Source organism: Citrobacter sp. RHBSTW-00017, from assembly GCF_013797615.1.
In the GTDB taxonomy this organism is placed as follows: domain Bacteria; phylum Pseudomonadota; class Gammaproteobacteria; order Enterobacterales; family Enterobacteriaceae; genus Citrobacter; species Citrobacter braakii.
This window is the reverse complement of sequence record NZ_CP056899.1, coordinates 2,460,949-2,484,424: the sequence shown is the minus strand read 5'-3', so window position 1 is coordinate 2,484,424 and position 23,476 is coordinate 2,460,949. Positions and strand designations below refer to the sequence as shown.

Annotated in this window: 21 protein-coding genes; 2 read left to right on the top strand and 19 right to left on the bottom strand. The window is 51.7% G+C overall.

Translation table 11 applies throughout. The features are described from left to right. Positions 1 to 41 precede the first annotated feature (41 nt). Positions 42 to 944: a manganese-dependent inorganic pyrophosphatase gene (locus HV037_RS12015; protein ID WP_088582967.1), complete on the bottom strand. Its 903-nt coding sequence runs from the start codon at positions 942 to 944 to the stop codon at positions 42 to 44. Between the two features lie 230 nt (positions 945 to 1,174). Between HV037_RS12015 and pcaQ the strand changes: the two genes are divergently transcribed. Beyond that, on the top strand, positions 1,175 to 2,098 hold the full coding sequence (gene pcaQ, locus HV037_RS12010; protein WP_003020288.1) for a pca operon transcription factor PcaQ: 924 nt from the start codon (positions 1,175 to 1,177) through the stop codon (positions 2,096 to 2,098). A 45-nt stretch (positions 2,099 to 2,143) separates the two neighbouring features. Here pcaQ and HV037_RS12005 read toward each other — a convergent pair whose 3' ends face one another. From HV037_RS12005 to hrpA, 10 genes are all read right to left on the bottom strand, one after another. Further along, a complete protein-coding gene (locus tag HV037_RS12005; RefSeq protein ID WP_103283792.1) occupies positions 2,144 to 3,832 on the bottom strand; it encodes a methyl-accepting chemotaxis protein in 1,689 nt (562 codons plus the stop codon). Positions 3,833 to 4,001: 169 nt separating this feature from the next. After that, entirely contained in the window at positions 4,002 to 5,120 is a 1,119-nt protein-coding gene (locus tag HV037_RS12000) for an S-(hydroxymethyl)glutathione dehydrogenase/class III alcohol dehydrogenase (protein ID WP_016153173.1), read from the bottom strand. A gap of 32 nt (positions 5,121 to 5,152) precedes the next feature. Then, positions 5,153 to 5,428: a metal/formaldehyde-sensitive transcriptional repressor gene (locus HV037_RS11995; RefSeq protein ID WP_003833178.1), complete on the bottom strand. Its 276-nt coding sequence runs from the start codon at positions 5,426 to 5,428 to the stop codon at positions 5,153 to 5,155. Between the two features lie 342 nt (positions 5,429 to 5,770). Beyond that, entirely contained in the window at positions 5,771 to 7,072 is a 1,302-nt protein-coding gene (locus HV037_RS11990) for an AppA family phytase/histidine-type acid phosphatase (protein WP_019076842.1), read from the bottom strand. Positions 7,073 to 7,350: 278 nt separating this feature from the next. Beyond that, positions 7,351 to 8,619: a Y-family DNA polymerase gene (locus tag HV037_RS11985; protein WP_029139549.1), complete on the bottom strand. Its 1,269-nt coding sequence runs from the start codon at positions 8,617 to 8,619 to the stop codon at positions 7,351 to 7,353. A 2-nt stretch (positions 8,620 to 8,621) separates the two neighbouring features. Continuing rightward, on the bottom strand, positions 8,622 to 9,041 hold the full coding sequence (locus HV037_RS11980) for a translesion error-prone DNA polymerase V autoproteolytic subunit (protein WP_016153176.1): 420 nt from the start codon (positions 9,039 to 9,041) through the stop codon (positions 8,622 to 8,624). Between the two features lie 171 nt (positions 9,042 to 9,212). Continuing rightward, positions 9,213 to 9,743 carry a cytochrome b561 gene (cybB, locus tag HV037_RS11975; protein WP_019076843.1) on the bottom strand — a complete coding sequence of 177 codons (531 nt, stop codon included), beginning with the start codon at positions 9,741 to 9,743 and terminating at the stop codon, positions 9,213 to 9,215. A gap of 149 nt (positions 9,744 to 9,892) precedes the next feature. Then, positions 9,893 to 11,332 (bottom strand): aldehyde dehydrogenase, encoded by a 1,440-nt coding sequence (aldA, locus tag HV037_RS11970; RefSeq protein WP_016153178.1) that lies wholly within the window; start codon positions 11,330 to 11,332, stop codon positions 9,893 to 9,895. 199 nt (positions 11,333 to 11,531) lie between these two features. After that, positions 11,532 to 12,323 (bottom strand): YdcF family protein, encoded by a 792-nt coding sequence (locus HV037_RS11965; protein ID WP_103283791.1) that lies wholly within the window; start codon positions 12,321 to 12,323, stop codon positions 11,532 to 11,534. A gap of 85 nt (positions 12,324 to 12,408) precedes the next feature. Beyond that, the gene (gene hrpA / locus HV037_RS11960; RefSeq protein ID WP_047498566.1) at positions 12,409 to 16,311 is read right to left on the bottom strand and encodes an ATP-dependent RNA helicase HrpA; all 3,903 of its coding nucleotides are present in this window, start codon (positions 16,309 to 16,311) and stop codon (positions 12,409 to 12,411) included. Between the two features lie 201 nt (positions 16,312 to 16,512). Between hrpA and azoR the strand changes: the two genes are divergently transcribed. Beyond that, positions 16,513 to 17,118, top strand: coding sequence for an FMN-dependent NADH-azoreductase (azoR, locus tag HV037_RS11955; protein WP_006684422.1), 606 nt, complete (start codon positions 16,513 to 16,515; stop codon positions 17,116 to 17,118). 43 nt (positions 17,119 to 17,161) lie between these two features. Here azoR and HV037_RS11950 read toward each other — a convergent pair whose 3' ends face one another. The 8 genes from HV037_RS11950 to HV037_RS11915 all read right to left on the bottom strand — a co-directional run bounded on the left by HV037_RS11950 (position 17,162) and on the right by HV037_RS11915 (position 23,469). Further along, entirely contained in the window at positions 17,162 to 17,347 is a 186-nt protein-coding gene (locus HV037_RS11950) for a hypothetical protein (protein WP_016153181.1), read from the bottom strand. A gap of 98 nt (positions 17,348 to 17,445) precedes the next feature. Then, positions 17,446 to 17,847: a hypothetical protein gene (locus HV037_RS11945; protein ID WP_016156605.1), complete on the bottom strand. Its 402-nt coding sequence runs from the start codon at positions 17,845 to 17,847 to the stop codon at positions 17,446 to 17,448. Then, positions 17,823 to 19,127, bottom strand: coding sequence for a phosphatase PAP2/dual specificity phosphatase family protein (locus tag HV037_RS11940; protein WP_016156606.1), 1,305 nt, complete (start codon positions 19,125 to 19,127; stop codon positions 17,823 to 17,825). Before HV037_RS11940 ends, HV037_RS11945 begins: the two co-directional genes overlap by 25 nt. Further along, positions 19,117 to 20,877: a bifunctional alpha/beta hydrolase/class I SAM-dependent methyltransferase gene (locus HV037_RS11935; protein WP_016156607.1), complete on the bottom strand. Its 1,761-nt coding sequence runs from the start codon at positions 20,875 to 20,877 to the stop codon at positions 19,117 to 19,119. The genes HV037_RS11940 and HV037_RS11935 overlap by 11 nt, the downstream gene beginning before the upstream one ends. Further along, the gene (locus tag HV037_RS11930) at positions 20,870 to 21,511 is read right to left on the bottom strand and encodes a lysophospholipid acyltransferase family protein (protein WP_016156608.1); all 642 of its coding nucleotides are present in this window, start codon (positions 21,509 to 21,511) and stop codon (positions 20,870 to 20,872) included. Before HV037_RS11930 ends, HV037_RS11935 begins: the two co-directional genes overlap by 8 nt. A 3-nt stretch (positions 21,512 to 21,514) precedes the next feature. Beyond that, positions 21,515 to 22,432, bottom strand: a complete 918-nt coding sequence (locus HV037_RS11925; RefSeq protein WP_016156609.1) for a phosphatidate cytidylyltransferase — start codon at positions 22,430 to 22,432, stop codon at positions 21,515 to 21,517. Beyond that, on the bottom strand, positions 22,429 to 23,034 hold the full coding sequence (locus HV037_RS11920) for a CDP-alcohol phosphatidyltransferase family protein (RefSeq protein WP_016156610.1): 606 nt from the start codon (positions 23,032 to 23,034) through the stop codon (positions 22,429 to 22,431). Before HV037_RS11920 ends, HV037_RS11925 begins: the two co-directional genes overlap by 4 nt. 111 nt (positions 23,035 to 23,145) lie before the next feature. Further along, entirely contained in the window at positions 23,146 to 23,469 is a 324-nt protein-coding gene (locus HV037_RS11915; RefSeq protein ID WP_016156611.1) for a YdbL family protein, read from the bottom strand. Positions 23,470 to 23,476: the final 7 nt, after the last annotated feature.

Below are 23,476 nucleotides of genomic sequence, written 5' to 3'. Positions count from 1 at the left end.
CCCCGCGTAAATTTCCCACCCCTACAGACGGTGAACAGAACCTACTGGCGTGGTTTTAAATGACTTTCCAGCCAGGGCAACATCTGTTTTTTACGGCTGAGCATCCCCTCCACCTTACAGGGCTGCGGGATGTCTGACAGCTCTGGACCGGCAAACCACAGGCTGGTGTCGCCCAGATTGATATCGGTGAGCATCAGTACAACCAGAGCGGCATTCTTTTCCTCTGCATAGCGCGCCATTTCCAGACGGAGATCGTCCAGCACCGCATCCACCTGTTGCAGCGCATACAGTTCAAGCTGCGCCACACACACCGAATGTCCATGAATGGTGAAGGTTTTAATGTCTTTCTGCAGAAGCTCGCGAGCGCTCATGCCTTCCACGCTTGTTTTAGCAGACAGCAGGTCGCGACTAAACGCCTCGAGATCCACACCGGTTTTTTGGGCCAGGGCCTCCACCGCCAGGCGATCGTCAGAGGTGGTCGTTGGTGAGCGAAGCGTGACAGTGTCACTCAATGCGGCACCCAGCAATAAAACGGCCTCAGCGGCAGACAACTGGCTGCGCTCCTCTTCCGTCATCAGTTGCCATAACAGCGTCGCGCTGCTGCCAACTGGCTTCACCCACACTTCTGGTGGCAGACGAGTGACTAATCCACCGAGTCGGTGATGATCGATAATTCCCACGACGTTACTTTCTGCCAGCGATGCCGGCCCCTGGGCAGGCTCGGTGAAATCGACCAGCCACACATCACGATCGGTCAGTTCAAACGTCAGCCGTTCAGGCATCGTCAGCCCCGCATGCTCAAAGATAAATTGCGTTTCGCGGTTAGGTTCGCCCAGACGCCATGCCGTCGCCTGCTGGCCACGTAAAGTAAGCCAACGCGCCGTCATGGCGGCGGTACAAATGGCATCGCTATCGGGGTTAAGGTGCCCTATTACATCTATCATTAATCAGTGCCTTGTGAAGAGAATGGTTCAAAAGCAAACAATAACGAAAGTATATCGACTGGACGGATTCTCTTCCATGATCCCACCACCCGGCAGCGCTGTACAAAACATAAGCAAAATAAATCAGTTGTAAGTAAAATAGGATAAATGTTAATAATATTTTGCTATCAGGTTATCAAAATCGAACAACTTCACTTGTCACCGATACGACTCTGTTTTTAACATCGCTTATGGAAAAAAATGTTCTGTTCAATCAGCGCATTCGCTTGCGCCACCTTCATACTTTTGTCGCCGTTGCACAGCAGGGAACGTTGGGCCGCGCGGCTGAGACCCTTAACCTGAGCCAACCAGCCCTCTCCAAAACGCTGAATGAACTGGAGCAACTGACCGGTACCCGGCTCTTTGAGCGTGGTCGCCTTGGCGCACAATTAACGCTGCCCGGAGAACAGTTTCTTACCCACGCAGTCAGAGTGCTGGATGCACTCAACACCGCCGGACAAGCCTTAAACCAGCGCGAAGAGTCACAGACGGATGTCGTACGGATTGGCGCCTTACCCACCGCGGCCCTGGGCATTCTGCCAGCGGTCATTGGCCCGTTCCATAAGCAGCAAATGGAGACCACGCTGCAGGTTGCCACCATGAGTAATCCCATGATCCTGGCGGGTTTAAAGTCAGGGGAAATTGATCTCGGCATTGGCCGTATGGCCGATCCGGAATTGATGGTTGGTCTGAACTACGAGCTGTTATTTCTGGAATCGCTCAAACTGGTCGTGCGCCCTAACCACCCGTTGTTGCAGGAAACCATCACGCTGAGTCGGGTGATGGAGTGGCCGGTGGTGGTTTCACCAAAAGGAACCGCCCCTCGCCAGCACGCAGAGGCGTTGTTGCAAAGTCAGGGCTGCAAAATGCCTCCGGGCTGTATTGAAACGCTGTCAGCATCGCTCTCCCGCCAACTGACGGTCGATTACGACTATGTGTGGTTTGTCCCTTCAGGCGCGGTTAGAGAAGATTTACGCCAGGCGACGCTGGTGTCGTTGCCGATACCCACCCACGGTGCGGGTGAACCCATCGGCATTCTTACCCGTGTCGATGTGCAGCTCTCTCAGGCCGCGCAGATCCTGATCGCCGCAATACGCAAAACCGTACCGTTTTGATGCCAAAAATTAAGGGACCATCAGGTCCCTTAATTGATTTTATTGTTAAAACGTTTCCCAGTTATCGCCACTGGCAGTTGCCGCCTGCGGGCGTGAATGGTCAGGCTTTGTCGTCACAGGCGCGCGTTTAATAGCACTTGTCCCTGTTAAACGGAATGTGCCAACAGCTTCCGTTAAGCGCGCCGCCTGCTCTTCCAGCGATTCCGCAGCGGCAGAGGCTTCTTCAACCAGCGAGGCATTTTGCTGCGTTACCTTATCCATTTCTGAAATTGCCTGACTCACCTGGACGATACCCCGGCTCTGCTCATCAGAGGCCGCTGCAATTTCCAGCATAATGTCGGTGACGCGTTTTACCGCATCGACAATATCCGTCATCGTATTGCCCGCGGCGACCACTTCTCCGGAGCCCTGGTCAATCAGTCGGACTGATTCGCTGATCAATCCCTCAATCTCTTTTGCCGCCTGAGCGCTGCGGCTTGCCAGCGTGCGCACCTCACTGGCAACCACGGCAAACCCACGGCCCTGCTCTCCTGCCCGCGCCGCTTCAACCGCTGCGTTCAGCGCCAGAATATTGGTCTGGAAAGCAATGCTGTTAATAACGGCTGTGATTTCGGAGATTTTCTTTGAACTCGTTGAGATATTGCCCATGGTTTTGACCACGCCAGAAACCATCTGACCGCCCCGACTGGCCTTGCCGGAAGCATCTTCTGCCAGCTTGCTCGCATGATGCGCGTTGTCGGCGTTTTGCTTCACCGTCGCCGTCAACTCTTCCATGCTGGCCGCCGTTTGTTCAATCGCCGCAGCCTGTTGTTCGGTACGTGAAGACAGATCGGTGTTCCCCGCCGAAATCTCACTGGTACCGCGATAAATCTCTTCCGCGCCCTGACGCACCGTGCCTACCGTTGTCCCCAGCGAACGTTGCATTGTTTGCAGATGGCGGCTCAGGCGACCAATTTCGCTGCGCCCGGTCGGTTCCTCCGGCATGGTCAGATCCCCCGCTGAAATTTGCTCAATACGCTGGGCGGCACGCAACAGAGGATGAATGACGGTACGGCGCAGAACAATGAACGTCATCACGGTCAGCGCCAGCGCAAGAACAAATGCGCCCAGCATAAAAGCCATACCAAGCTGTGTACGCTGATGCGCCTGTTCGCTTAACTGATTCGCCCTGGTGGTACGAATGTCGATCGCCTTTAACAGCACCTTGTTGTACGCAGAGTCCAGCGGTCTGGCCTGTTCATTTTCATGGTTGATGATCGCTTCAAACATGCCGTTTTTAGCGTACTTCAGCATCGGCTGTAAGCCGTCGGTATAGGCTTTGAAGCTGGCGCTCAGTTCAGCGTCTAACGCTTCATCGGCAGACGTTTTTACCGCGCGTGACATATAAGCATTGAAACCGTCCTGCGATTGCTTAATCCGTTTTTCTGCCTCGGCGATATTGGCCTTCATGTCATCCATTTCGGCAATACGGCTCGCCGCGCCGGCGTGGATCATGTTGATACGCGCGGTACGCAAGTGGTTAGAGCTGTTAGATAACCCCATCCTGACCTGAATCTCATCGGTCACGTCGCGCTGATCGCGATCGGCCTGCATAAGAAAATAGCTTGCCAGCCCGGAACTTAAGGCGAACAGCAGAAGGATGCCACCGAGAATGGAGGAAAACAGCGGAACCAGCCGGATTTGATGCAGAAAGCCCAGTTTATGCTGGGCTTGCATCGATGTAGTGTTGTCCATGACCGTCGACTCTCTTGTAGGGTTTATGCGTGAAAACACGCCCGTTAGATAGTCATCGGCAATCCGGGAAGTTTACTTACCGTGAAAAGCGCCGGATTCGTCACACTTTCACAACATAATTCTAAAAAATTCAGGAAAGTGCCAGCGGTGAAATCCGCTGGCCAATGAATCAGTTATCGCCAAAGTGGATAACGGTACGGATGGATTTACCCTGATGCATTAAATCGAACGCGTCGTTAATCTGCTCCAGCGGTAAACGGTGGGTAATAAACGGATCCAACTGAATTTTCCCGCTCATCGCATCTTCAACCATACCAGGAAGCTGAGTACGACCCTTCACGCCGCCAAACGCGGAACCGCGCCAGACACGCCCGGTAACTAACTGGAACGGGCGTGTTTTGATCTCTTGTCCGGCTCCTGCCACGCCAATAATGATGCTTTCGCCCCATCCTTTATGGCAGCATTCCAGCGCCGCGCGCATCACGTTAACGTTACCGATACATTCGAAACTAAAGTCCACGCCGCCATCGGTAAGCTCGACAATCACATCCTGAATCGGTTTGTCGTAATCCTTCGGATTGATGAAATCGGTCGCGCCCATTTCACCTGCCAGCGTAAATTTTTCCGGATTGGTATCAACGGCCAGAATACGCCCGGCTTTCGCCTGCGCCGCGCCCTGAATCACCGCCAGGCCAATACCGCCCAGACCAAATACGGCGACGGTATCGCCTTCTTTCACTTTTGCGGTGTTATGGACCGCTCCGATACCGGTGGTCACGCCACACCCCAGCAGACACACTTTGTCCAGCGGAGCCTGCGGGTTAACCTTCGCCAGAGAGATCTCCGCACATACTGTGTATTCGCTGAAGGTACTGGTGCCCATATAGTGATAAATCGGCTCGCCGTTATACGAGAAACGGGTGGTGCCATCCGGCATCAGACCTTTGCCCTGGGTCGCACGTACGGCCTGACACAGGTTAGTTTTACCCGATTTACAGAACTTACACTCGCCACATTCTGCGGTGTATAGCGGGATCACATGATCGCCCGGTTTCAGGCTGGTAACGCCTTCACCCACTTCAACCACAATGCCGCCACCTTCATGGCCGAGCACCGCCGGGAAAACCCCTTCCGGATCGTCGCCTGAGAGCGTAAAAGCATCAGTATGGCACACGCCGGTGTGGGTAATTTTAACCAGCACTTCACCTTTCTTTGGCGGTGCGACATCGATTTCGACAATTTTTAACGGTTGGCCGGGGCCGAATGCAACTGCTGCACGTGATTTCATTTGTCTCTTCCCATTATTGCGAGGTGATGGTGTTATTTTAGATAAGCACGCAGAAGATGGCCGATTTCAGCCATGCGCACGGCACGCTGGTCTGGGGTTGTTTCCCCGCTGACCAGTTCGTCTTTTAGGTGGATCTCAACCATTTCGCCCATCAGGCCATTGGATGCGCCGCGCACGGCGGCAATTTGTTGCAGGATAGCCAAACACGGCTCGCCGGACTCCAGCGCGCGCTCAAGCGCATCAACCTGACCGCGAATACGGCGTACACGAGTGAGAATGCGTTTTTTATCTTCGGGTGAATGCGGCATACGCCCTCCAAATACTATAGGGGGGTATACTATCAGTTTTTTTAACTAATTGTAAAATTAATAACTTGTTATTATTTAATACGTTGCACAAACAGCACATTTAGACATATGTGGGCATATCACCGTGTTAAGCGGTTTTAGAGTCGCAGTCCAACACCGAGCGCTTTTCGATGTATTCTGCATCGCTGAACAGTCCGGATTTTTTCTGGAGCAGCGTAACTGGATTGTCACTCGCAAAGAGCAGTCAGTTGAAGACTCATGTAATTATGAACAATACGAATACCCCCGACTACAAACCGGGGGTTTCTATTTTTTAATACGCTATATATAATAATTAGTTACTTATTCCGTAACTGCACACTCTGGCACGCGAATTTCCTTAATGAGCCTGGAAAAACTTTTTAACGAACACATTCCCTGACTATTTTTCTCTTCACATGCAATTAATTTTAAATCAACTTTGCCAGCAGGTTTTTCTAACGACAACGGTTGTATATCCCTCATATCTCTCAGCGTCTGATAAACAAATGAAACCTGAACCCAATCCGTATTATCACTGGTTCTTTTCCACTTTTCGAATACAAGCTCCCCACCAGGAGGGGTATTATCGGGTTGACCGGGTAGCGACCAGTTAAGATCTAAAGCCCCGCTTAAATTTGCAAGATTGGTATCATGACCAGCAATAAACAACAGAGATACGGGTAATTTTATGCCATACCTGTTTTCTGTTGTACCATTTGTCAATAATGCAGTGTCTATCATATCGAGTAATGGTGTGGCCCTACTACGGGCAACTTCTGGAGTTCTTTGCAAAAGATCAAACTGAGCGTTATGCAGACTTAACAAATCTCTCCATTCTTTTTCTCCCGTAATACGCCCCCAGGCTACCCGTGGCATTCCCTGGGCCTCTTGCAACAGAAATATCTCAGTCAGCGTGGAAGAAAGACTCCAGGCACCAGGTAATGATACATTGTCAGGAGTTACCTTAAGTTCAGACGGTAAAGCCTCTGGTAATGTGCATTTCGTAGACTTTTCTGTAGTCTTACATGTCTCCGATTGTGAGAAATTTAAAACATTTTCCAGGGTCCGAAATGAAGATTGATAGCGTTGGGTATACAGTTCAATATTTCCTCCGGCCCGTTCCAGAATAGCGTTTTTAACCTTCAATGTGTTAAACGAACATTTCCCCATTTTTACCGGATTAAAAAGAGGATCAGTTTTTTCTTCATCCTTCTGATAATGCACTTGAATTTGACATTTTGGTTCTAACCCAGCCAGAAACGCCTCACCCGTTTTACGGGTGCGTTGATCCGTGTCTGCAATAACAGCAACCTGCCCTGGAGATGGGCACGTTTGATTATTCAACAGACCTTTGCTTGTGAACCATAAACGTTGATACTGACCTAATTCAGAAACAAGTTCTCCCCCACGAGGCGTTAGCCATCCTAACGGCACATCCCATTGTGGCCATTGGTCGGGTGTGACATCTTTCATTATTGGAGTGAACTTCGTAGGTGCTCTTACTCCATGACGACTCACTATCACAACCCGCTCAAGTTTCATACCGTTCTGCTCTTCAGCATGTATTGAGAAAGAACCGCATAAGAGAGAAAAAAATAATAAACGAATGATGAATGTACTCATTACCAGCACCACCTTTTCGTAAGTGAAAAACAAACAACTCGTATAAGCCAGTTCGATAACTGGTTCTATCAGATAGAAATAATCCTACTCCTGAGTTCACAACAATCCAACTTTTTGAATATCAACTTTGTATCTTATCGAAGTATTAAAGGAGCGCTAATTTAGCCGCGCTGGAAAGGTATCCAAGGTTATGGAATCGTTGGCAATTTACAACGTCCTGTCATTGAAAGGATAATTGATCCGGTATAAATAAGGTGGGCGGAAGCCTTGTTTGACTATCAATTTACCCGCAGCAAATCACTGTATCTCGTTGTATAACGTGGTGAAAGCATGTCTCGCTTCATCGCCCACGGCTGCTGTATCCCTTGCCCGGCAAAGTAGAGCGTTCCTTTCCCCTTTTCAGCATTAAGAGTATCCAGTAGGTCCATCAATTTATCGCTGTTACGCCGCGGGGCGTTATTATCAAAAAGATTCAGCTGTGCAACGCCAGAGCTAAAAAAATCCCCCAGCATAACGCCCGCTTTTTGATAACGTAGCCCCTCTCGCCAAACGGCGTCCAGGCTGCGCGTGGCTGCTGTAATAATGTCCCGGCTATCCTGAGTTGGCGTCAGCAGTTTTATCGATGCGCTGTTACCGTAATAAGGTTCATTCAGGGCAAACGGACTGGTTTTGATAAACGTAGAGATAAACCGGCAGTACTGGTGTTCTCTGCGCAGCTTTTCCGCAGCACGTGAAGCATAGGTGCAAATGGCCTCTCTCATGGCGTTGTAATCCGTGAGTTTTTCACCAAACGATCTTGAGCAGATAATTTCCTGCTTATCCGGCGCAAACTCTTCCAGCGCCAGACAAGGCTCACCGCGCAATTCCCGGACGGTTCGCTCAAGCACGACGCTGAAATGTTTACGAATGAAGCGAATATCGGTATCCGCCAGGTCGAGAACCGTTTTAATGCCCATGACGTCCAGTTTTTTGCCGATGCGGCGTCCGATGCCCCAGACTTCATCAACCGGGAGTGCTGCCATCAGCTTACGCTGGCGTTCAATATTTGAGAGATCCACGACTCCGCCTGTCTGTTCCTGCCACTTTTTAGCCGCATGGTTCGCCAGTTTGGCCAGGGTTTTGGTCTGAGCGATGCCGACCCCAACCGTGAGACGTGTTTTCTGCAAAATGGTTGCTCTGATTTCCTGACCAAAATCCGTAAGATCCCTACAGTTTCGCACGCCCGTTAAATCACAAAAGGCTTCATCAATACTGTATATCTCCACGCGTGGCGACAACTCCTCCAGAATCGACATCACCCTGCTGCTCATATCCGCATACAGTTCGTAGTTCGAACTAAAACAGAACACGCCATAGCGCCTGAACAGATCTTTCTGTTTGAAGTACGGAGCTCCCATATTAACGCCAAGCGCCTTTGCCTCTACGCTACTGGCAATAACGCAGCCATCGTTATTTGAAAGAACGACAACGGGCTTCCCTTTCAGATCAGGCCGGAATGCCGACTCACAGCTGGCATAAAACGCGTTAACATCCACCAGTGCAAACATCATCAGCCCGCAGCTTTAATGATAAATGTCACCACGCCAAATATATCCAGCGTGTCCTCGCTGCTAATCATGATCGGCGCGTAGGCGCTGTTCTCTGGCTTCAGCATCACAACCGGATGTAATTGCAGGCGTTTAACGGTGAATTCGCCCTCAACGGCGGCAATAACGATGTCTCCATGGGCAGGTTTTCTGGCGCTGTCGACAATCAGTAAATCACCCTCGCCGATCCCTGCTCCCCTCATAGAGTCGCCAGATGATTTAACAAAATAGGTTGCGCTGGGATGCCGTACCAGCAGGTCATTGAGGTCGATACGTTTCTCAACGTAGTCCTGCGCAGGAGATGGAAAACCGCAGGGCACAAGATCGCTAAATAACGGAAAGTGTTTAATTTCGCGGCGTTCCGCAGGCTGGAAAAACAACATAATAATCTGCCTCTCATTTACTGTATTTATATACAGTAGTTTTAATAAGAGCAGCAATCAAGTAGCGAGTGTGATGAACTGGACGTTGTTTAACCATCTTGTCGGTAAGTTTTTATGATGTCTGGAAAAATAATCGGCTAAAAAAATACCCCGCATTTGCGGGGCATTACATCAGGAGCGTTTTCGCGGCATCATGCGCAGCAGCGTATTGTCCTTCCAGAAATAGTGGTGCATCAGGGCCGCAGCGGCATGCAGAGCAATAACAAAATAGCCCAGATTTGCCAGCGTCACGTGCCAGGACTTCAGCATATCCACTACATCAAAATTGGCCTCTGCCGCATGCGGCATAACGATGCCGAATGCAATCCACGGGTTACCCCGGTTGTACATCATCACCAGTCCAATAATCGGCAGAACAATAAACAGCAGATAGATAACCAGATGCCCCAGATGCGCCATTCCGGTCATCATCGGCTTCGGTTTTGGCACAATCGGCGGTGCCGGATATTTTAGCCTGACCAGCAGACGCGCCACCATCAGCGTTAAAATAGTGATGCCACAGGATACGTGCACCATGTTAAATAAGGGACGATAGCTGCGCGGGAAAAATCCGCGAAACTCCATAGCGCTGTAGGCCACAATGACCAACAAAAAGACCAGCCAGTGAATGCCAATTTGCAGGCCAGAATACTTATTCCCCATAACACTTCCTGAATAAAAACAATAATGCGTCACCATAACGGGCTTTTGTTAAAAATTCATTAACTTTTGCTCACCCGGCTTATTCTTATGGATCGCCAGCAAAGTGTGAGAATTGCGCCGGGTGGCGTACTGGCTCACCCGGCGAAAAATTAGGACTGCAGATACACCACCTGCGTTTGCAGATATTCGTTCAGACCGTGTTTACCGTCAGCCCCGCCAATCCCGGACTTGCGCCAGCCAGCATGAAAGCCCTGCATCGCCTCGAAGTTTTCACGATTAATATAGGTTTCGCCAAACTTCAGCCCTTTGATCGCTTTCATCGCCGTATTCAGATTCTGCGTATAGATCGATGAGGTCAGACCGTAATCGCTGTCATTGGCCATCGTCAGCGCCTGTTCCAGCGTATCAAACGCTACCACCGGCAGCACCGGACCAAACGTCTCCTCGTGCATAATCGCCATCTCCTGGCGCACGTCTAACAGTAACGTCGGAGGATAGTAATACCCTTTGCCGGAAACGGCCTTACCGCCCAGCACCACTCTGGCGCCTTCCTGCACCGCTCGTGCAACTTTCTGCTCTACACGCTCCAGCGCAGCGGCGTTAATCAGCGGCCCCATCGCAATATCATTGCGCTCAGCCGGATTGCCAAACTGCACGGCTTTCATCGCCTCACCCAGACGATTGACGAATTGGTCATAAATACCTTTCTGAACGTACACGCGCTCGGCACAGTTGCATACCTGTCCGGTGTTGATCACCCGCGAGTCAACAATTGCCTTTACGGCCAGTTCAAGATCGGCATCATCCATCACAATAGCCGGGGCCTTGCCACCCAACTCCAGACAAACTTTGGTGATATTTTTAGCCGCCGCAGCCATAATTTTCTCACCCGCCCCGACGCTACCGGTCATGCTCACCATGGCCACCTTAGGGTTTGCGGCCAGCGCCTGACCGACCGTTTCACCACGTCCCAGCACCAGATTAAATACGCCGCGCGGCAAGCCAATATCATCAACAATTTTGGCAAAGGCGATGGCGTTATTCGGTGTAAATTCACTCGGCTTAATGACAATGGTATTACCCGTCAACAGTGCGGGAGCCAGTTTGCGGGCAATCAGGAAAAATGGAAAGTTCCACGGCAGAATGCCCGTAGTCACGCCCAAAGCGCGCTTAAACAGCAGAATATTCTCGCCCGGACGATCGCTTTGCAGGATCTCGCCTTCATAGCGACGCGCCCACTCCGCCATATAATCGATATAGTCGGCGGTAAACGAGACTTCGACCTCAGCCAGTTGCTGTATTTTTCCACCCTCCGCCACAATCAGCGCGCTGATTTCACTGGCTCGCTGACGGATACCCGCAGAAATTTTGCGTAACCAGTTCGCCCGTTCAATGGCGGGCAGCGCTTCCCATTGCGGCTGAGCGCGCTGTGCAGCATCGATCGCTTTACACGCATCCTCGGCACGTCCATCGGGAATACGCGAGATCACCTCTTCCGTGGCAGGATTGACGACATCAATCCAGGCATCATCGTGCCAGGTCACAAACTGCCCATCGATATACATAGGATGTTGTACGGGTACTGACATGCGGCTCTCCTGTGATTGATTTGTTTTTAACAAGTAAAACTATTGTTAATTAATATCAATCATGCAGGTCGTATTATGGCTGGAGTGGCTGTTCTGTGAGCGGCTTCATAAAAGCGTCTGGCAAAGTGATGATGAAGGGAAAAAACAGGTGTGATTTTTGCCCGTTTGCCGCAAAACGCCGACAAACGGGCAACAGGAATTACAGAGAGCGGCTCTCCAGTAAGTCAGTCAGCACGATGTCATTTTGCAACTGCTGCCAGGCTTGCTCAACGTTCTGAGGAATATCAACATGGGCAATAAAATCGCGGCCACAAGGCCCATAACCGGTGGCATCATCACGCAGGCGAGGAAGTTCACCGGTTATGAGAGACAGATAGCGATCCACTGACCACAAACCTTCTGCTGCTGGCACAAAATCCACGCCGTCTTGCTGTTGGGCCAGCTCAGGGATGAATCCAGGGAAACTCAACCAGCGCGGCGCATGCGGCTCATCGCGGGTTACACGCTGAAAGGTTGCCATCGTGCGACGTTGCATAGTGGGATCCTGTACCACAATGACGGTATGAATACTTTCCGTCGCCTGATTCAATAATGCACAGCTAAAACGGGCATTCTCACCGCAGTTTGTTGACTGGTCTTCCACCCAAATCTTCTCACCTGGGATTTGCCAGAACTGATGTGCGATATCGGCAAGGATCGCCGCTTCCGCGCGCCCGGTGGTACGAATGATGTTGTAACGAGGATGCTCTGCAATCGCGTCATACAGAAATCGTGTGGAGTGACCGATGCCACCGCTAATCAACAAGGGAACCTGTTGCTCTTTCGCGATCCGGCAGGCGGCGTCGATGGTCGGAATAACCGCGTTCCCTGCCAGAATCACGCAATCTGACTGAACGGTGATATTCCCCGTAAAATCATTCTGCGCCAACCATCGCCCTACGGTATTGATCGCCGTAAGCGTGGTTGCGGAAAGTGTCGGAAACTGGCTCATACTCATGACTCCTGATCTTAATACTTTATCGGGTTGCATACCGGGCGGTGACGTCACCTTACCCGGTATGCTGTCTGGTACCGATTTATCCCGAAATCTGCTCCATCGCCTGCAAAATACGTTTATCGGAAATCGGATACGGCGTACCAAGCTGCTGGGCAAAATAGCTGACGCGCAGCTCTTCTATCATCCAGCGGATCTCTTTGACATCGTCATCTTCACGGCGCGCGGGAGGCAGTTTATTGAACCACTGCTGCCAGGCCTGCTGCACGCTATCCACTTTCAGCATCTGCGCACGGTCACGATGCGGGTCGATAGCCAGTTTTTCCAGACGCTTTTCGATAGCCTGCAAATAACGCAGCGTATCGCCCAGACGCTTGAAACCATTGCCGGTAACAAATCCACGGTACACCAGCCCGCCCATCTGCGATTTGATATCCGCAAGCCCCAGCGCCATGGTCATATCCACGCGCCCTTTCAGACGTTTGTTGATATTAAACACCGCGGTCAGGATCTGTTCGACCTGCTTAGCAATATCCACCACCGTATCGTTCAGTTCAGCCCGCACTTTTTCATGCAGCGCCGCAAAGCCTTCTTCGGTCCACACCGGACCACCGTTGGCGTCGATCAGTTGATCCACACCACAGGATATACAGTCGTCAATCAAATCCAGCACTTTACCGTACGGGTTAAAATACAGCCCCAGCTTGGCTTTGTTGGGCAGTTTTTCATGCAAATATTTGATTGGTGAAGGAATATTCAGCAACAACAGGCGGCGTAAACCGCACCACATCGCCTGCTGTTGCTCCAGCGGGTTATCAAACAGTTTGATGGCAACGCTGTCACGCTCATCCACCAGCGCTGGCCAGGCTTTTACCTTATAGTTACCGCGTTTTTGCTCGTAACTCTCCGGAAGCTGACCGAAACTCCAGATGTGCAACCCGCTCTGTTCGATACCGTCATCCGCCACCGCAGACAATGTTTCCTGCACTTTACCCTTCAGTGCGTCTTTCAGATCCTGTAGCGAACGTCCTTCCTGCAGCTTTTTGTTCTTATCATCCACTACCCGGAAGGTGATTTTTAGGTGATCGGGCACCTGATCCCAATGCCAGTCTTCACGGTCAACGGTCACGCCGGTCATGCGGCGCAGTTCACGCTCCAGCGAGTCCAGCAGCGGCAGTTCCAGCGGCGTGACGCGGCCTAAAAACGCTTCCGCATAGTTCGGCGCGGGCACAAAGTTGCGTCGTACCGGTTTCGGCAGAGACTTAATCAGGGCGATAACCAGTTCACGGCGCAGCCCCGGAATTTGCCATTCAAAACCGCTCTCTTCGATCTGATTGAGTAGCGGGAGCGGAATATGCACGGTCACACCGTCCGCATCGGCCCCGGGTTCGAACTGGTAACTTAACCGTAGTTTGAGATTGCCCTGATGCCAGAAGTTCGGGTAATCCAGCTTACTGATTTTTTCCGCGCCCTCTTTGATGAGCATGCTCTTTTCAAAGTTGAGCAGATCCGGCGTTTCACGGCTGATCTTTTTCCACCAACTGTCAAAGTGACGCGCGGAGACTACATCATGGCTGATGCGTTGGTCGTAAAACTCAAATAGCGTCTCATCATCAACCAGAATGTCGCGACGGCGCGATTTGTGCTCTAACTCTTCTACCTCAGCGCGTAACTTCAAATTGTCACGGAAAAACGCATGGCGCGTTTGCCAGTCGCCTTCCACCAGCGCATGGCGGATGAACAGTTCACGCGACAACGCGGGATCGATCTGGCTGTAGTTCACCTTACGGGCTGCAACAATCGGTAAACCGTAAACGGTAACCTTTTCTGTTGCCATCACCGCGCCCTGCGCACGTTCCCAGTGCGGTTCACTGTATGAACGTTTGATCAGATGCTGGGCAACCGGTTCGACCCACTCAGGATCGATGCGTGCAGCAATACGTCCCCACAGGCGGCTGGTTTCCACCAGCTCCGCTACCATCGTCCACTTCGGCGGTTTTTTAAATAGACCAGAGCCCGGGAAGATCGAGAAGCGAGCGTTACGCGCCCCGGTAAATTCCTGTTTATCGGCATCTTTCATCCCAATATGTGACAGTAAACCGGTCAGCAACGCGACGTGGATCTCTCTGTATTCAGCGGGTTCGCTGTTAACAGGAATCCCTAACTCTTTCACCACCTGACGCAGTTGCGTGTAGATATCCTGCCATTCACGCACGCGCAGGTAGTTCAGAAAATCAAGTTTGCACTGACGACGGAACTGGTTTGACGACAGCGCTTTCTGCTGCTCGCCGAGATAGTTCCACAGATTCACAAATGCGAGGAAATCAGACTCTTTGTCGTGGAAACGGCGATGCTTCTCGTCGGAGGCCTGCTGCTTGTCCATCGGGCGCTCGCGCGGATCCTGAATAGACAGCGCCGAGGTGATAATCATCGCCTCACGTACGCAGCCATGTTTTTGCGCTTCCAGCACCATGCGAGCCAGGCGTGGATCCACCGGCAGTTGCGAGAGCTGACGGCCCAATGGCGTCAGTTTGTAAGCGGTTGCCTGTTCGTCGGTGGTTATCGCCCCCAGTTCTTCGAGCAGGCGTACACCGTCCTGAATGTTACGTTTATCCGGCGCTTCAACAAACGGAAACGCCGCGATATCGCCCAGCCCCAAGGCGGTCATCTGCAAAATAACGGACGCCAGGTTGGTACGCAGGATCTCCGGGTCGGTAAACTCCGGGCGCGACAGGAAATCGTCTTCAGAATACAGACGAATACAGATCCCCTCCGAAACACGACCGCAACGGCCTTTACGCTGGTTGGCAGAGGCCTGCGACACCGGTTCAATCGGCAAGCGCTGAACTTTGGTGCGGTAACTGTAACGGCTGATACGCGCAGTACCCGGATCAATCACATACTTGATCCCCGGAACGGTCAGCGAGGTTTCCGCCACGTTGGTCGCCAGCACGATACGGCGACCGCTGTGCGACTGGAACACACGGTTCTGCTCGCTGTTGGAAAGACGCGCATAAAGCGGTAGCACTTCGGTATGGCGCAAATCCAGCTTATTCAGCGCATCGGCGGTATCGCGGATTTCGCGCTCGCCGCTCATGAAGATCAAAATGTCGCCCTGACTTTCACGGCCTAACTCATCTACGGCATCAAAAATTGCCTGCAATTGGTCACGCTCGGTGTCATCTGCGTCTTCAACAATTGGACGATAGCGAACTTCCACCGGATAGGTTCGACCAGAGACTTCGATAATCGGTGCATTATTGAAATGCTTTGAAAAACGCTCCGGATCGATGGTCGCCGAAGTGATGATAATTTTTAGATCCGGACGGCGCGGCAGGAGCTCTTTCAGATAACCGAGCAGAAAATCGATATTCAGGCTGCGCTCATGCGCTTCATCGATGATGATGGTGTCGTACTGCATCAGCAGCCGATCCTGCTGGATTTCCGCCAGCAAGATACCGTCCGTCATCAGCTTAACCATGGTGTTGTCGCTGACATGATCGCTAAAACGGACTTTATAACCGATACAACCGCCCGGCTCGGTTTGCAGCTCTTCTGCAATACGGTTCGCCACGGTACGCGCCGCCAGACGACGCGGCTGGGTATGGCCGATCAGCCCTTTTACCCCGCGCCCGAGCTCCATACAGATTTTGGGTAACTGAGTGGTTTTCCCTGATCCCGTTTCCCCAGCGACAATCACCACCTGGTTATCGCGGATCGCTTCCAGAATATCCTGTTTTTTCTGACTGACGGGCAGGTTTTCCGGGTAGCTGATGACCGGACGCGCGGCTTCACGCAGCACAACTTTACCTGCAGCGTGATCAATCTCTTTTGCCATCTCCTGGTAAATGGCCTGTTGTGCATCAGGATTTTTAACCTTCTTCACGCCCTGCAGGCGGCGGGCAAAACGCTGTCTGTCACGCAGCATCAGTGAATCCAGCTGTTGCTGCAACATGTTGAAGGTTAATTTTTGTTGTTCTGTCATAGCGTTAAAAGGCAGTGCTCTGCCGGGTTAAATCTCTTTTAGATGATAGGTATAGAGTACCACATCAGCGCTTTTCATGTGTTGTTCAATAATTTCGAACATAGGATTCGATATATTGCGCTATCACTGCGACAGGATTGTGAATAAAGTGTCAACAAGCAACGGGGCACTCCCCCTTCAAACACATAAAAGGAAACACCCATGAGCAAGGTATTAGTTCTTAAATCCAGTATTCTGGCAGGGTACTCTCAGTCTGGTCAGTTGTCTGATTATTTTGTTGAACAGTGGCGTGAAAAGCACTCCGCTGATGAAATCACCGTCCGTGACCTGGCTGCAAATCCTGTTCCGGTACTGGATGGCGAACTGGTGGGTGCGCTGCGCCCGAGCGATGCACCGCTGACACCGCGTCAGCAGGAAGCGCTGGCGTTGTCCGATGAGCTGATTGCTGAGCTGAAAGCGCATGATGTGATTGTTATCGCCGCGCCGATGTATAACTTCAACATCCCAACCCAGCTGAAAAACTATTTCGATCTGATTGCCCGTGCAGGTGTGACTTTCCGTTATACCGAGAAAGGTCCGGAAGGTCTGGTGACGGGTAAACGCGCAGTCGTGTTGACCAGCCGTGGTGGTATCCATAAAGATACGCCGACCGACCTGATCACGCCGTATCTGAACGTATTCCTGGGCTTTATTGGCATCACCGACGTGAACGTCGTCTTTGCTGAAGGCATTGCGTACGGCCCGGAAGTGGCGTCCAAAGCGCAGTCCGATGCGAAAGCCGCTATCGACAGCGTCGTCGCTGCCTGATAATTCACCCTCTCACCATCCGGTGGGAGGGTTTCTCCAGCATTTACTTCTTTACCTGCACCTGTTTGCCGTGAATGCGGTTAATATCACGCCAGATGGTTGCATAATCTCTGCACTTCGCCAGATTCTCTTCCCAGCAATGCAGCAAAAATTGTTCTGGCTCGGCAACATCCCGGCTTAACAGCTTGAATATCCAACGATTCCAGACATACCACTTGAAAAGCCACATGATTTCACTCCGCAACGCGACCGGTGTTGAACTATATCAGCCTCAGTTTGATGCCGTGTGGCAACTATTGCGATGTCGATGAATAAGTCAGATGAATACTACAGTAGCAGCACCAACCAGAAAGCCCACAGAACTGTAACAAGACAGAGCGTTTTTCGACATTGTCGCAATGCACCTGACTGGCGTTCAGCCAGCGTCAGGGCTTTCAGCCGTTCGCGTCGCCAGATAAAGTACAACGCGTTTCCGGCCTGCTTGTTGTTTTGCTTATTAATCAGCGAAAAATAGCGCTGGTCGAGCCACAGTCGCCAACAACCAAACCAGACCACAGCGCACAGCAATGCAATGACGGCGCGCACGACACCAGGTGAAGCAACAAACAGCGCCCACACCATCGGCGGGAGGGAAAAAAGCAGAATGAAGCGCCAGCTTGCCAGCGTGTGCCGTAGCAAAGCGTGCTGAAGCACCTCAGCATCTGTTACATTGTCACTTTCCGTTGCCATTGTTGCAGCATCTCCAGATGTTTATCAGTCAGCACCACATGTGGTCGACTTGCTCGAATTTGCACCACGGCGTGCTCTACCGTCGGCGCATGGCCATAACGCAACAGCCACGCTGCGACCACCATTGCACTGCGCGACAATCCTAAGGCACAGTGCACCAGCACAGTTCCCTGCCCCACACGCAGAGTTTCCAGACTGTCCACCGCCTGCTGTAGCTCGGCTTCATGTGGGATCACTAAATCCAGCATCGGTACACAATGATAAGTGTGCGAGGCTGTCGCCCGTCCACGCGAAAACTCAAAGGTTAAGTCGAGCACCGCCTTTTGCGCCGGCGCGCAGCGCGGAAAACTGCCGAGATATACGCCAGCCACAATCGGACTTACTGCCGGTATACGGCGGGTGAACCAGAGCATCGACAGCCACATTCCTGAACGCCACGGTAATGATAGCCAGTAAACAGAGGGAGGCAGTCGACCCTGTAAATCTTTCGCCGTCACCACCGCGCCGAATCCAGCGTAACCGCAGCCGACCATCAACAAGGCCAGCGCTGGCCATAACAACCATGGCGTCAGCAACGCTGCGGTAAAAAAACATAATGCCGAGCCCAGAAGGTAGCGGCGCATCAGCCTCAGACAGGCTACATCCGGTTTGCACCAGCGCCAGCGGCATTGTTCCGGTACCATCCAGTCAATCAGCATGCCAGCCACCAGCCCGGTAATAATATCGATAAAGTGATGCTGCCAGGTGGTCAACACCGATAGCGCGATCAGTAAAGACCAGCCATCGCACAGTCTGCGCCAGCCGCCGGACAGATGGCGACTGAAATGCCGCCACAGCAGCCAGCAGAGAATGATATGCAGCGACGGCGACTGGTTATAGGGCAGATCGAACTGTTCGAGCTGTGCAAACAGCCAACCCGCCGCGCCCGTCACTTCGGGGCGGGTAAAGCTAAACTGTAACGGGAACAGTAAAAAACCGCCGCAGGCAATCAACGATGCCAGTACCAGTCTGAGCACCAATCGACGCTGCTCGAAACGCGTGGTGCAAACAAACAGGGATAACCCGTAAAACAGATCCAGACTCCAGTACGGGATGATGGTCCACGGAATAAAAGGAATAGCAGATTCCCAACCAAAGACGATGCTACCTACGTTCTGATACTGAGCATCTTGCCAGGCGGTAAACTGATTCACCTTGCCGTACGTAAGGAAAAAAAATGGTGCCAGCAGCAGTAACCAGCCCACCGCCTGCACCATAACTTTACGCTGTTCAGGAAGCACGGCGTACCGCCATAGAAACGGTGAAAATCCCCCATTCATCAATCAGTTGGGTGCACTTCTCAAAGCCTGCCTCGCGAATCAACGCATCCATTTCACCCTGCGTACGCACGCGCATAACCCATGCTTTGCCGTCTTTATGACTGGTCAGCGACCAGGCTATTGTTTTAAGCTGCGGATGCCACGGCTGCCCGGTGTATATCAATAGGCCCCCTGGCGCTATCGCATCTGCAAGCCCGGCCAGAGAGTTTTTAACCAGCAAATTATCTGGAAAAAGCTCGTACAAACCAGAGACAATCCCCAGAGTAGGACGAGGTTCCAATGCCGCCAGTTCTTCACGGTTGAAGGCATCGCCTTGTTCAAAGCGTGCAATGTCAGTCAGACCTCTGCTGGCGATCATTTCCCGCCCTATATTCACATTCAATTTACTGTAATCGCGCAGTAAAATTGAGCGTACCGCCGATTCGCCAGCCAACGCATCGAACACATAACGCCCGTGTCCGGCAGCAATATCCACCACATGTACCGGCGTGCCCTGCTCCGCCAGTTGTGCAACCGCCTGGCTAATCAACATCTGCAGATGAATCTTACGTTGACGGATCCCTTTCCAGCCCACGCTGTTGAGGTAGTTTTTGTCAATCAAACGCCCCAGCGCGCTGCTGCCCTGCGGCTGATTACGATAGACGTAATCCAGCGTACTCCCCGAATCGAAGCCGGTTTCAAATCCCAGACGAACGCCTGTCGATTGTGTCCCGAGAAGCTTCATGCCATAGCGCAGGCCACGATACGCAATGTCGTCGAGAGAATATGGCGCGGGTCCCCCGCTGAGCATCCGCCAGGTATCAGCGCCAGGGCTCCAGCGATCTTCGTTGCTGTAATCAAAACGCTGCAGTGGCATAGCATATAAGGTGGTAATGAAATTACGCATTTTGTCGAACGCCAGATGCCGGTCTTTCTCCCCCAGCGTATCGTGATAAAACCCCGGCAACACGTGCAGCTCCTTGAGAGGATTTCTCAGGCGCTGATAAAAATCAATTTGCGGCTGGCGATGCACGACAAAATCATCCCCGGACACCAGCAATTGCACAGGCATCGTAATGGCGGCAGCATCGCTGACAATGCGTTCTGCCGTTTTGTAGAGATCCAGCAGAATGTTCACCGCAATGGCACGGGTGATCTGGGTATCAAGGTTAAAGCTCGCTACACGATCGACATCGTGCGTCAGGTATTTTCCTTTAACATAAGAGTTAACGAAAAACAGACCGCGCAGTCGTTGCATCAGCGCCAGTCCAGGACGGGCAAACGGCACATACAATTTTACTTTGAAAGCCGGTGATGCCAGTACTAATCCACGAATAGCGGGGGCATAGTCATGAGCCCAGGTTGCGGCCAATACCGCGCCAACGCTCTGAGCCACGATCACCACATCTTCCATTGCGGCATGACTGTCAGCAGCGGCGAAACGCACAAACTCTTCAACATCCTGTACCGAACGCGCCAGAGAAGGGCTATAACCGCGCTGGCCTGGAGAGTGGCCGTGACCACGAGCATCCCAGGCATAGAATGCGGTGTCCGGCATCGCCAGCTCATCCACAATATGCTGCAACCGTCCGGAATGTTCGTGACCGCGATGGAACATGACGATCACTTTCGTCGTCGCACCCGGCGCCGTAGCCGGCCAGTGGCGGAAAAACAGTTCAGTGTTGTCGCTGGTCACAAAATGTCGTTCGTCAGGTATTCGTGTATTACTCATGCGAATGTAATCCTTTAGTTTGTTGCTCCAACAGCAACAGTTGCTGTCTGAGTCCGTTCATAAAGAGGTGTTTATCCCCATGAAAATGCAACGTTCTGCCAATATTGACGTCAATAAACAGCGGCAGCGGTATACGGTTCCCTTTCGCCATCACAGATTCTGTGCCACGTAGCCAGACGGGAATGATCGGTACCTCCGGTACATGCTGGCTCAGATGCCACAATCCAGATTTCAACGATGACAATTTTCCAGGTTCACCCCGCGTACCTTCCGGAAAGAGGATCAGAATCTTTCCGTCGCGTAATGCCTGTTCACACTGCGCTAACGGATTAGTTTCTCCGCCTTTTCGCGAAATGGGAATAATGTTGATAATATTTAGCGCAAACCAGGCCATTGCTTTATTACGCAGGAAATAGTCAGCGGCAGCCACCGGATGGACCGACGACTGGCGGCGCAGCGGAAAGAGCGAAAGCAGCGCAAAAACATCCATATGGCTGTTGTGATTGGCAACGATAATTGCCGGACCGCATGCAGGTAAACGTTCCCGGTGCTTGATACGTAACCCCAGCCACAGCCAAATCACCGGCCAGACAATACACAGCGTAAACAGCGTTCGCAGAATTGAACTCAGCATAAGTTAGTAGCAAAAGTAACGAATGAAATGGAAAAATACCGGCGCGGTGAAGATCAGAGAATCCAGCCGGTCAAGGATCCCACCATGACCCGGCAGCAATGTTCCGCTGTCCTTCACGCCGATATCGCGTTTGATTGCTGACATCACCACATCCCCACAAAAGCCACTGATGCCGATAATAAAACCCGCCAACAATGACAATGGAATGCTTAACGGCGTCATCAGTGGCCCAAGCAGCGCCGCCATCAGCGTGGTGGTCGCTACGCCGCCGACCAGTCCCCCCAGCGTCTTATTAGGACTGACTTTGGGCATGACTTTGATGCGCCCAATTGATTTACCCCAAAGGTACTGCGCAATATCGTTGAATTCCGTTAAGCCAACCAGGAACAGTACCAGCAATGCACCGGTTTGTTTGCCGTCATCAGGCAAAACCAGCAAAAAAGCGACATGGCTGAAGGCAAACACGGTAGTCATCAGGCTCCAGTGATGCTGCGAGGCGTAGCGCAAGAAGCCATGAGTATCGCCCGCAATGACCATCCGCACGGGTAAGAATAAAAAAGCGTAGACCGGGATAAACACCACAAACATACCGTACCAGTTAATGCCAATCAGCCAGTAGTTAATCGGAATAGCAATGAACATCCACAGCAACGGCATGCGATCGGTCTGACGCGACGGCACCAGCGTTAAAAACTCCTTTAACGCCATGAAGCTGACCAGCGCGAAAAAGATCAGTGCCAACCAGTGTGGGCTTAAAATCGCCAGAGAAAACAGGATGATGATTAGCCACCAGGTGCGAATACGTAACGTCAGTTCCCGCCAGTCTTTATCCGGCCGTCGCCACACCAGTAAGCCATTCACCACCGTTGCAACCAGCAGCAGTGCAAAAATGACCGCAAGTGACTGCTCCAGCAGCATCATTTCGTCCCCTCTTCGCATAATGCGCTCTTACAGCGATTAACCACCGTCCATAGCAGCAGGAGGGTAGCAATACCCCACAACACGTTGTTCCACTGTACAAGCTGCGGCCACAGAGTCAGTGCCAGGCCCCATGCGCCAAATACCAGCGCCCGGTCACTTTTGCCCAGCGGTCCGGCATAGCAGCGAACACCATTAATCGTTTGCGCCAGAACGCCGCAAAACTCCGTCATTACCGCACAAAACAGCATCACCATAACCAGTATTACGTTACTGTCAGGGAGAAGCATAAACGGCAGATAAAGCGCTATATCAGAAAGAATATCCCCGCTTTCGTTTAGAATAGCCCCAAGGCGCGATTGTTGGTGACATTCACGCGCCAGCATGCCGTCGAGCGCATTAAGCACCATTCGGATAAACAGCACGATGGGCAGAAGAACAAAATATTCGGGTTGGGGGAAAATCACCAGTACGCCACCGGTCACAAAAGAAAGCGCCATTGCGGCGAGAGTTACGTGATTCGCCGTGACGCCATTCTTATGTAGCCAAAACATCAATGGGCGTAAAAGTGTCTGAAAGGCGGGCTTGATCTGATAAAGCGTCATCATCACTCCTTGATAATTTACGGTCTTGACTATAGTGAATTAATTATCAATACCCGCCTAATACTTTCCTTTGGTGTAAAAACAAATCGGATTCTATCTACAACTTCGTCATTATTTTCTCAACCACTTACCATTGATGCCCTGGACGTACTCCCCTGGTTTAGCCCGAGCGACCAGCTTTTGTCCGGCCATTTTCGCCACTTCATCTGGAGGAATGTTATTGCTCTCAGCCAGTTGCTGATAGCTGGCGCTGCGTGCTTTATTAATCTCACTCACCAGCGCCTGCGTTTCGGCGTCGGTTTGCAATGCCACCAGATAACCATTAAGCGTTTCGCCCACCCGCCCCTGGGATCTGGCTTCATTCAAGGTCAATGCCCACCCATTGCCACTGAATAAACTCAATGCCACCAGGATCACTGCAAGCTGTTTTTTCATCGTGACC

What these genes read in the sequence shown, in the direction of transcription:
- HV037_RS11995 (WP_003833178.1), bottom strand. Translation starts at nt 5,428, where the DNA reads ATGCCGCATTCACCCGAAGATAAAAAACGCATTCTCACTCGTGTACGC.
- HV037_RS11925 (WP_016156609.1), bottom strand. Translation starts at nt 22,432, where the DNA reads ATGATGCTGCTGGAGCAGTCACTTGCGGTCATTTTTGCACTGCTGCTG.
- HV037_RS11985 (WP_029139549.1), bottom strand. Translation starts at nt 8,619, where the DNA reads ATGTTTGCACTGGTGGATGTTAACGCGTTTTATGCCAGCTGTGAGTCG.
- azoR (WP_006684422.1), top strand. Translation starts at nt 16,513, where the DNA reads ATGAGCAAGGTATTAGTTCTTAAATCCAGTATTCTGGCAGGGTACTCT.
- HV037_RS11930 (WP_016156608.1), bottom strand. Translation starts at nt 21,511, where the DNA reads ATGCTGAGTTCAATTCTGCGAACGCTGTTTACGCTGTGTATTGTCTGG.
- cybB (WP_019076843.1), bottom strand. Translation starts at nt 9,743, where the DNA reads ATGGGGAATAAGTATTCTGGCCTGCAAATTGGCATTCACTGGCTGGTC.
- HV037_RS11920 (WP_016156610.1), bottom strand. Translation starts at nt 23,034, where the DNA reads ATGACGCTTTATCAGATCAAGCCCGCCTTTCAGACACTTTTACGCCCA.
- HV037_RS11945 (WP_016156605.1), bottom strand. Translation starts at nt 17,847, where the DNA reads ATGGCAACGGAAAGTGACAATGTAACAGATGCTGAGGTGCTTCAGCAC.
- HV037_RS12005 (WP_103283792.1), bottom strand. Translation starts at nt 3,832, where the DNA reads ATGGACAACACTACATCGATGCAAGCCCAGCATAAACTGGGCTTTCTG.
- HV037_RS12000 (WP_016153173.1), bottom strand. Translation starts at nt 5,120, where the DNA reads ATGAAATCACGTGCAGCAGTTGCATTCGGCCCCGGCCAACCGTTAAAA.
- HV037_RS12015 (WP_088582967.1), bottom strand. Translation starts at nt 944, where the DNA reads ATGATAGATGTAATAGGGCACCTTAACCCCGATAGCGATGCCATTTGT.
- HV037_RS11965 (WP_103283791.1), bottom strand. Translation starts at nt 12,323, where the DNA reads ATGAGCCAGTTTCCGACACTTTCCGCAACCACGCTTACGGCGATCAAT.
- HV037_RS11915 (WP_016156611.1), bottom strand. Translation starts at nt 23,469, where the DNA reads ATGAAAAAACAGCTTGCAGTGATCCTGGTGGCATTGAGTTTATTCAGT.
- aldA (WP_016153178.1), bottom strand. Translation starts at nt 11,332, where the DNA reads ATGTCAGTACCCGTACAACATCCTATGTATATCGATGGGCAGTTTGTG.
- pcaQ (WP_003020288.1), top strand. Translation starts at nt 1,175, where the DNA reads ATGGAAAAAAATGTTCTGTTCAATCAGCGCATTCGCTTGCGCCACCTT.
- HV037_RS11950 (WP_016153181.1), bottom strand. Translation starts at nt 17,347, where the DNA reads ATGTGGCTTTTCAAGTGGTATGTCTGGAATCGTTGGATATTCAAGCTG.
- HV037_RS11935 (WP_016156607.1), bottom strand. Translation starts at nt 20,877, where the DNA reads ATGAGTAATACACGAATACCTGACGAACGACATTTTGTGACCAGCGAC.
- HV037_RS11990 (WP_019076842.1), bottom strand. Translation starts at nt 7,072, where the DNA reads ATGAGTACATTCATCATTCGTTTATTATTTTTTTCTCTCTTATGCGGT.
- HV037_RS11980 (WP_016153176.1), bottom strand. Translation starts at nt 9,041, where the DNA reads ATGTTGTTTTTCCAGCCTGCGGAACGCCGCGAAATTAAACACTTTCCG.
- hrpA (WP_047498566.1), bottom strand. Translation starts at nt 16,311, where the DNA reads ATGACAGAACAACAAAAATTAACCTTCAACATGTTGCAGCAACAGCTG.